This is a genomic window from Sphingomonas sp., from assembly GCF_019749955.1.
GTDB lineage: Bacteria > Pseudomonadota > Alphaproteobacteria > Sphingomonadales > Sphingomonadaceae > Sphingomonas.
This window is the reverse complement of sequence record NZ_JAIEPC010000011.1, coordinates 108,694-116,980: the sequence shown is the minus strand read 5'-3', so window position 1 is coordinate 116,980 and position 8,287 is coordinate 108,694. Positions and strand designations below refer to the sequence as shown.

Annotated in this window: 7 protein-coding genes; 2 read left to right on the top strand and 5 right to left on the bottom strand. The window is 65.5% G+C overall.

Annotation, left to right across the window (positions count from 1 at the left end; translation table 11 throughout):
* Positions 1-741, top strand: a 741-nt coding sequence (locus tag K2W81_RS03835; protein WP_294101530.1) for an acyl-CoA dehydrogenase C-terminal domain-containing protein, incomplete at its 5' end; no start/stop codon positions are given.
* On the opposite strand, the gene K2W81_RS03830 is transcribed toward K2W81_RS03835, so the two are convergent.
* The 3 genes from K2W81_RS03830 to K2W81_RS03820 all read right to left on the bottom strand — a co-directional run bounded on the left by K2W81_RS03830 (position 738) and on the right by K2W81_RS03820 (position 4,371).
* The gene (locus K2W81_RS03830; protein ID WP_294101529.1) at positions 738-1,994 is read right to left on the bottom strand and encodes a cell wall hydrolase; all 1,257 of its coding nucleotides are present in this window, start codon (positions 1,992-1,994) and stop codon (positions 738-740) included. The genes K2W81_RS03835 and K2W81_RS03830 overlap by 4 nt on opposite strands.
* Positions 1,995-2,177: 183 nt before the next feature.
* A complete protein-coding gene (gene cysK, locus K2W81_RS03825; RefSeq protein WP_294101527.1) occupies positions 2,178-3,098 on the bottom strand; it encodes a cysteine synthase A in 921 nt (306 codons plus the stop codon).
* A 1-nt stretch (position 3,099) separates the two neighbouring features.
* Entirely contained in the window at positions 3,100-4,371 is a 1,272-nt protein-coding gene (locus K2W81_RS03820; protein ID WP_294101524.1) for an MFS transporter, read from the bottom strand.
* A 242-nt stretch (positions 4,372-4,613) separates the two neighbouring features.
* Between K2W81_RS03820 and K2W81_RS03815 the strand changes: the two genes are divergently transcribed.
* Positions 4,614-6,272 (top strand): DUF885 domain-containing protein, encoded by a 1,659-nt coding sequence (locus tag K2W81_RS03815; RefSeq protein ID WP_294101538.1) that lies wholly within the window; start codon positions 4,614-4,616, stop codon positions 6,270-6,272.
* 11 nt (positions 6,273-6,283) lie between these two features.
* Here K2W81_RS03815 and hpnK read toward each other — a convergent pair whose 3' ends face one another.
* Entirely contained in the window at positions 6,284-7,123 is an 840-nt protein-coding gene (gene hpnK / locus K2W81_RS03810; protein ID WP_294101521.1) for a hopanoid biosynthesis-associated protein HpnK, read from the bottom strand.
* Entirely contained in the window at positions 7,120-8,256 is a 1,137-nt protein-coding gene (gene hpnI, locus K2W81_RS03805; protein ID WP_294101518.1) for a bacteriohopanetetrol glucosamine biosynthesis glycosyltransferase HpnI, read from the bottom strand. Before hpnI ends, hpnK begins: the two co-directional genes overlap by 4 nt.
* Positions 8,257-8,287 lie beyond the last annotated feature (31 nt).

Below are 8,287 nucleotides of genomic sequence, written 5' to 3'. Positions count from 1 at the left end.
GCGATGACCGAGGGTCTGCGCGCGCTGTGCCTGTGGGGCGCTTTGCAGGTCGATCTCGCGCATATGGCGCCGACCGACGAAGAGCGGCAGACCGCCGATGATCTGATCGGGCTGCTGACCCCCGTCATCAAGGGCTATGGCACCGACAAGGGCTATGAAATCGCGACCAATGCCCAGCAGGTTTACGGCGGCCATGGCTACATCGCCGAATGGGGGATGGAGCAGTATGTTCGCGATGCGCGGATCGCGATGATCTACGAAGGCACCAACGGCGTGCAGGCGATGGACCTTGTCGGTCGCAAGCTCGGCACCAATGGCGGCCGCGCGGTGCAATTGCTGTTCAAGATCGTGGCTGAGGAAATCGCGGCGGCTAAGCTCAACCCCAAGCTCGCCGATTTCGCGACGCGGCTCGAACGCGCGCTCGGCGATTTGCAGGCCTCGACGGTCTGGTTCCTGCAGAACGGGATGCAGAACCCCAACAATGTCGGCGCGGGCGCGCACAGCTATATGCACCTGATGGGCATTGTCGCGGTCGGGCTGATGTGGCTGCGGATGGCGGCGGCGGCGACCGCGTTGCTCGACGCGGGCGAGGGCGATGCCAAGTTCCTCGAAACCAAGCTGGTGACCGCGCGCTATTACGCCGAGCGGGTGCTGCCGGATGCAGGGGCGCTCCGTCGCAAGATCGAAGGCGGGGCTGAGGCGATCATGGCGTTGGCGCCGGAGATGTTTGAAGCGGCTTAACGCCGCGCGGGTTGGTCGGCGGCTGCGGGCGGCGGTGGTTGGAGCGTGCCGCTCATGCGCGGCGCCGCCGGTCCAGTCGCACCGCGCGTCCGGCTGGAGTCGGCGCGCGGCGTGATTAGCTGCGGCCGTTCGATCAACAATTGCGGCTTTTCGACCAGCAGCTGAGGCCGCGGAATTCCGTCCGCCGTCCCAGTATCGGCGAGCATCTGTGATTTCATGCACTCAGTCTTGGTGATCCGGCTAAAAATCGTGCAGTTCCACAACGACCGTTCGACCCCAAGCTGCCGGTCGCGACGATAGCTGAATGCCATCGACGCGATGTCCCGGACGCCAAGCGGCACTGACTTTGGCGTCAGCGCCGCCTCGCGCCAGGCCAAAAATTTGCAATAGGCGCGGTCGCCGCACGCAACGGCAGCGATCGCCGGCAGGTCGTCGGCGGTGTCGTTGGGCGCAAGCACAACCAGAAAAGTGTTCGGATCGTCCGCCAGCGGCTGTGCCGGCGTGCGGGCTGCCGACAGCGTTTGCCCCAGCGCCTCGGCCGACTGCGGGTCGAGCGCAAGAGCGGTGCGATGCGCGTCGGAAAACCGTGCGAGCGATATGATGGCGGGCTCGTCCGCGCTGACTTTGCGATAGAATGCGGGCGGCGTGCCCCACCAGCCAGTCCAGCGGAAAAACAAGTGGGTCTTGATCGCCGTCACCTTGTCAAGGCTCGCGCTCCAATAGGGTACCACCCAATCGGTATGATAATGCGTCGCGTGGCCGACCGGCCTGAAGACCGAACCCGACAGCGCCGCACGCGCGACGAAGCGCGCGCGCGTCCAGGCATCGTCGCTGTAGCGATGCCGCGCCAATGCGCCGTCGCAGGCAAAGGTGAATTGGCAACCTGTGGTGCGTTCTGACCCCTCGAACACTACCCCGCAGATCGTTTTGGGGAAGGCGGGGTGGCGCACGCGGTTGATGATGACCTGGGCGATGGCGCGCTCTCCCTCGACATCGTCACCGGCTTCGTAGAGCTGCGCGGCAGCAAGGCAATCGACGGCACGGTCAAGGGCGGGCGACGGCGCACCGAATGTGAAGGGGCGCGCCGCCGGATTGGGGGCGGTTGAAAAGGGAACTGTCGCGTTAAATGCGACTGCGTCCTCGCGCGTCACCGGCGCATAGGCAAGGGGTTCGACCTGCGGCATCTGCGACGCGGGCACGACTTTGGTCGGGGCGAGCTTGAGCTTGCGGACAATCGCGGGGCGCCTGTCCATGGTTCCTACGATCAACGCAGGAACAGCAATCGCGAGCGCTGCGGTCAAGGCAAGCAGGCCTGTCATCACGCGCCGGGACTCGTGCGGCGCGGGCGGAAACCGGGGCGAGGTTGAGGGCGACATCAGCATCGCGCGCGCCCTTACCCCAATTTGGCGCGCGCGCGAACCCGCCTTTGCTGTGCCTTACGCCTCGGGGAGGAAATCGGGGACCGACAGATAGCGCTCGCCCGTATCATAGCTGAAGCCCAGCACGCGGGCATCGCTTGCAAGATCAGGCAGCTTCTTGGCGATTGCCGCGAGCGTTGCGCCCGAGCTGATCCCGACCAGCATGCCTTCTTCAGCAGCGGCGCGGCGGGCCATATCCTTGGCGGCATCGCCCGACACCTGGATCGCGCCATCGATCGCGGCGGTATGCAGGTTGGTGGGTATGAAGCCCGCGCCAATACCCTGGATCGGGTGCGGCCCCGGCGTACCGCCCGAAATGACCGGCGACGCTTCGGGCTCGACCGCATAGACTTTGAGATGCGGCCAATGGGCTTTCAGCGTTTCGGCGACGCCGGTGATATGCCCACCAGTGCCGACGCCGGTGATGATGACATCGATCGGCGTGTCGGCAAAATCCTTCAGAATTTCCTGTGCAGTGGTACGCACATGCACGTCGATGTTCGCAGGATTTTCGAACTGCTGCGGCATCCAGGCGCCGGGGGTTGCCTCGACCAGCGCAACCGCGCGTTCGATCGCGCCCTTCATCCCTTTTTCGCGCGGCGTCAGGTCGAAGGTCGCGCCATAGGCGAGCATCAGGCGGCGCCGTTCGATCGACATGCTTTCGGGCATGACGAGCACGAGCTTATAGCCCTTGACGGCGGCGACCATCGCCAGGCCGACGCCGGTGTTGCCGCTGGTCGGCTCGATGATTGTCCCGCCGGGTTTGAGCGCGCCCGATGTTTCGGCCGCCTCGATCATCGCCAGCGCGATCCGGTCCTTGATCGAGCCGCCGGGATTGGAGCGTTCGGACTTGATCCACACTTCGGTGCCGGGGAACAGCTTGGCCATGCGGATGTGCGGCGTGTTGCCGATCGTCTCAAGGATCGTTTGCGCTTTCATGTCAGGCGGGCTCCATCGCTTTGGCCTCGGGCGAGGCCGGGGGTTCGAAACTGCGGGCGTTGCGGATGCTGGGGAAAAGATAGGCCCACAGCAAGGTCACGACAATCGCGCCACTGCCGCCAACGATCACCGCGCCAATCGGCCCCATTGCGGCGGCAAGAAAGCCCGATTCGGCCTCGCCGAGTTCGTTGGAGGCGGAGATGGTGAGCTGCGAGACGGCGCCGACGCGACCCCGCTTGTCGTCCGGGGTGTAGAGCTGGATCAGCGATGAGCGGATATAGACCGAGAACATGTCCGCGGCCCCCGCGACCGCCAGCGCGACAATGCTCAGCCACATCAAGGTCGATACGCCGAAAATGATCGTGGCAATGCCGTACACCAGCACGGCACCCAGCATCTTGACCCCGACGTCGGTCTTGATCGGACGGAAGGAAAAAACGATCGCGACTGCGCTCGCGCCGACGGCGGGGGCGCTGGCGAGCAACGCCAGCCCCTGCGGCCCCACTTTCAGAATGTCATGCGCATAAACCGGCAGCAGCGCGCTCGTCCCCGCAAGAAAGACTGCAAACAGATCGAGCGTGATCGCCCCGAGCACGAGCTTATTCTGTCCGACATAGGCGAGGCCGTCGACAATCTGCCGCAAGGGGTGCGCTTTTCCGGAAATGACGGGGCGGGGCACCGGGCCGATCAACATCATGCAGCCCAGTCCGACCACGAACAGCGCCGTCGCCAGTGCATAGGCTGCATAGGGCGCGACGGCATAAACCACGCCGCCCAGCGCTGGCCCGATGATCGTCCCCACCTGCCAGGAGATCGAACTGAGCGCGATGGCCGTCGGCAGCACTTCCCTCGGCACGATATTCGGTGCCAGCGCGCCGAAAGCGGGGCCGCCAAAGGCTCGCCCGACGCCCAGCACGACCGCGACCGAAAACAGCAGCGGCAATGCCATCGCGTCCCAGAAGGTGAAGAGCGTCAGCAGCGCCGCGCAGATGATCTGGAGCGACACCGTGCCGCGGGCAATCCAGCGACGATCGAACCGGTCGGCGACCCAGCCGGTGATCGGCGTCAGCAGGAACAGCGGCAGGAACTGCAAAAGTCCGATCAGCCCCAGCTGTGCGGCGGCTTCGCGCGGGCTCATCGTCAGCCGCGCAATGGTATAGGTTTGCCAGCCGATGACGATGATCATCGCATTCTGCGCGATCGTCATCGAAAAGCGCGCCGCCCAATAGGCGCGGAAGGCGGGGATGCGGAACGGGTGCGGCGCAGCAGTCATTATGCCAGCCTTAGGCCCGGGGAGCGGCGCGGGGCAACCAAGCTTTGCTCGCAAGCTACGTGGCCCCGACTTCGCGGTGGGTGAGGGGGCTGGTTTCCGTCCAGCCAACCTGCCAGTTTCGCGCGCCACCGAATCGGCAGGGAGAGAGCGTAATGCACAAGGGATGGATCGGCGCGGTGGCGCTGGCGCTGTTGGCCGGGTGCGGGCCATCGGGAGCGGCGGGCGGCGCTGCCAATCTGACAATGCCGACCGACTCGGCGCGGCCGACCGACTGGGCGGGGTTTCGCGACAAGTTCATCGCCGACTGGTTCACGCTCGATCCGGCCAATGCGGTCTATCAGGGCAAGCATGACTTCGACGGCAAGCTGCCCGATTGGAGCGCGGCGGGGCTGAAGGCGCAAAGCGATTTCCTGCGCGGCGCGATTGGCGAGGCAAAGCGCTTTGATGCAGCGAAACTTTCGGAAGCCGATCGCTTCGAGCGCCAATATCTGATCAAGGTTGCCGAGGGGAAGTTGTTCTGGCTCGACGATGCGGATCAGCCGCACACCAATCCGGCCTTTTATGTCGGCGGCGGGCTCGACCCCAATGTCTATATCGCGCGGCCCTATGCCGACAAAGCCGTGCGGATGAAGGCGATGATCGCGTTCTTCGACAATATTCCGACCGCCACGGCCAATATCCGCGCCAACCTGAAGGCGCCGATGCCGACCAGCTTCGTCAATTACGGAGTCAACGCGTTCAAGGGCTTTGCCGATTTCTACGCCGGCGATGCCCGCAAGGCCTTCGCTGATGTGCAGGACGCTGATCTCCAGCAGCGCTTTGCAGCAAGCTCCGCCAAGGCAGCCGCGGCGATGAAGGGCATAGCCGACTGGCTTGAGAGCGAGCGGCCCAAGGCGACCACTGACTTCGCGCTCGGCGCCGAGCGGTTTCAGCGGATGCTATGGGCGACCGAGATGGTCGATGTGCCGCTCGCCGCGCTCGAACGCATCGGGGAGGCCGATCTGAAGGCCAATCAGGATGCGCTAGCCGATGCCTGCACGCTCTTCTTGCCGGGGCAATCAATCACGGCCTGCATCGCCAAGATGAACGCCAACAAGCCTGTCGGCGGTCCCGTCGCCGAAGCGCGCCGCCAAATTCCGATGCTGCGGGCGTTCGTCGAAAAGGCTGGATTGGTCTCGATCCCCGGCACCGAGCAAGCGCTGGTTGAGGAAAGCCCGCCCTATAACCGGCAGAATTCGGCGTATATCGATCCACCGGGGCCGTTCGATAAGGGCATTCCGTCGGTCTATTATATCTCGCCGCCCGATCCGAGCTGGACCAAGGCGGTGCAGGACGGGTTTGTCCCCGGCAAGCAGGACTTGCTGTTCACCTCAGTCCACGAAGTGATGCCGGGCCATTTTGTCCAGTTCCTCCACGCCAATCGCTCGCCTTCGATCTTCGGGCGGCTGTTCGTGGGCTATGCCTTTGCCGAAGGCTGGGCGCATTATGCCGAGCAGATGATGTGGGATGCGGGCCTGAACAAGGATGATCCCGAAACGCACATCGGGCAGCTTGCCAATGCATTGCTGCGTAATTGCCGTTTCCTCGCGGCGATCAAGCTGCACGCGGGCGGCGAAAGCCAGGCGTCAATGGAGGCGATGTTCCGCAACCAATGCTATCAGGACGAAGGCACGGCGAAGCAGCAGGCGGCACGCGGCACCTATGACCCGGCCTATCTCAACTATACACTCGGCAAGCTGATGATCCGCGCGCTGCGTCGCGACTATGCCGGGGCGCATGGCGGCAAGGATGATCCGAAGGCGTTCCACGACGCTTTTCTGAGCTATGGTGGCCCGCCGGTCCCGCTGGTCCGCCAGGCGATGCTCAAGGAGGCGCGGCCGAGCGCTTTTGGCCTGAACTAGGCGAGCGGGGGTCAGTCGAGGTCGGCGAAGCGGGCGCGGCGGGCGCCCGACTCGTCGACCACGCCAATCACGCGCGGATCGACGAGGGCGGCGAATTCATCGGCATAACGGTAGCCGGGATAGTGGCCGGGGTAGTCGTCGCGGGTCGCCGGATGGCTGTAAATTTCGGTCACCCCCGGCGGCAGCAGCGGGATCAGCGCAGCCAGGCGATCCGCCGTCACCGCGCCGCTCCAGGCGAGGCCGAAGACCTGATCGGGCAACCGCAGCCCCTCGCCACGCAATCGGGTGCGCAGGCGCTTGGCCCAGAGGTCGGCGACGCGGTTCGTGAAATTCGGCTGGGAATGTTCGACCTGCGACACAATGGCGAACGGCTCCACCGGTGCGCGCACCGCCTTCATGCCGTGGCGGCGGCCAACCTCGATCACGAGTCCGGCAATCGTCGGGTGCAAGTGGAAATGCTTGTGCGCGTTTACATGGTCGAGCGGGAGTCCGGTTACGGCAAAGGCAGCGAATTGCGCCTCGATCTCGGCCCGGAGTTGGGCGCGGGCAGCGGGTTTGAAGAACAGCGTTGCGCCAAAGCGCGCCATATCGGTGCGGAAACGACCGTCGGCGCCGACCAGATCGGGCAATTGCTCGGGCGGCAGGGCGGGCGTACCTTCGACCAGAACGAGATGTAGCCCAACGCCGAGCGTGGGCAATCGGCGCGCGCGCGCCACCGCGTCCGCAGCGGCGGCGCCGGTGACCATCAGGCTCGCGCAGGTCAGCACGCCGTCGCGATGGGCGCGTTCGACCGCCTCATTCACTTCGGCCGCAGCGCCGAAATCATCGGCGGTCACGATCAACGTCTTCACGCGCGCTTGATCTCGATCCGGCCGGCTTTGCGCATCGCCAGCTCGGTGTCGCGCCAACGGACCTGGCGCACGAAGAAGCTCGCGACGAAGATGCCAAAGCTCAGCAAGTCGCGTGCCGGGAGCAGCCAGCGGGGCGCCGTGGTCCGGCCCACCATGCGGTCGATCACCGCGGCAGCCCCGATGCGCGCCGCCATCGCCGCTGCGACCAGCGCAAGCGTGCCCCAACCGGGCGCAACACTCGCCGCGATCAGCGCGAACGGCAGGGGGTGGGTGAGGACCAGCCCGATATAGCCGCCGAAGTTGAGATCGCGCACCGTCGCTGCCCAGCGCAGTTCGTGCCGCGCCAGCTCGGCAAAGCTGCGCTCGGCCGAGGCATGCGTGACGATCACCGGCGCGATCGCCACGCTCAGCCCCAGTTCTCGCACCGCCGCGCCGATCGCATGATCATCGGCGAGAATATCAGCAAAGCGCGCGAACCCACCGATCCGGTCGAGCGTGTCGCGCCGCATTGCGATCGTCGATCCCATGCACACGTCGCCCGTGCGCAGCGCAACGCTCAGCAGCACGCTGGGGAGGAAATGATAGCTGATGCCGGCCGCGCCGAGCACCGACCAGACACCGCAATCTCCTCGTCCGGCATATGCGCAGGTTGCCGCGCCAACGCCCGGCTCGGCAAGCGTCGCGGCGACGCGCGCGAGATAATCGGCGGGCGCAGCGATGTCGCTGTCGCTCAGCACGATCAGGTCGTGGCGGATCGCGGGCGTCATGTTGATCAAATTGCTGATCTTGGCATTGGCGCCGTGGCGGTGAGGCTCGATGACGATATCGATCGCCGCGCCGAACGGGCGCAGCGCGGCCAGCGCGCCGTCTTCGCCCGATTGTACTCCCGCGACAATCTGCAACGGCGCTGACCAGTGCTGGTCGCAGAAACTGCGAAGGTTATCGCCTAGCCGCGGCTCGGCGCCGTAGAGTGGCTTCAGGATCGTTGCCGGTTCGGGCGCAGCTGGTGCGGTTGGCGCGCGCAGCCGACGCCCGAAGCGGGCCGCGACGATAGCCGCCGCGAGCACCCAGCCGATCCCGACGACCGCCAGCGCGCTCGCAATCGCGGCTATCCATCCTGCCCCGGATCCCATGGCGTGGATATCGGAGCAGTAGCCCGACTTG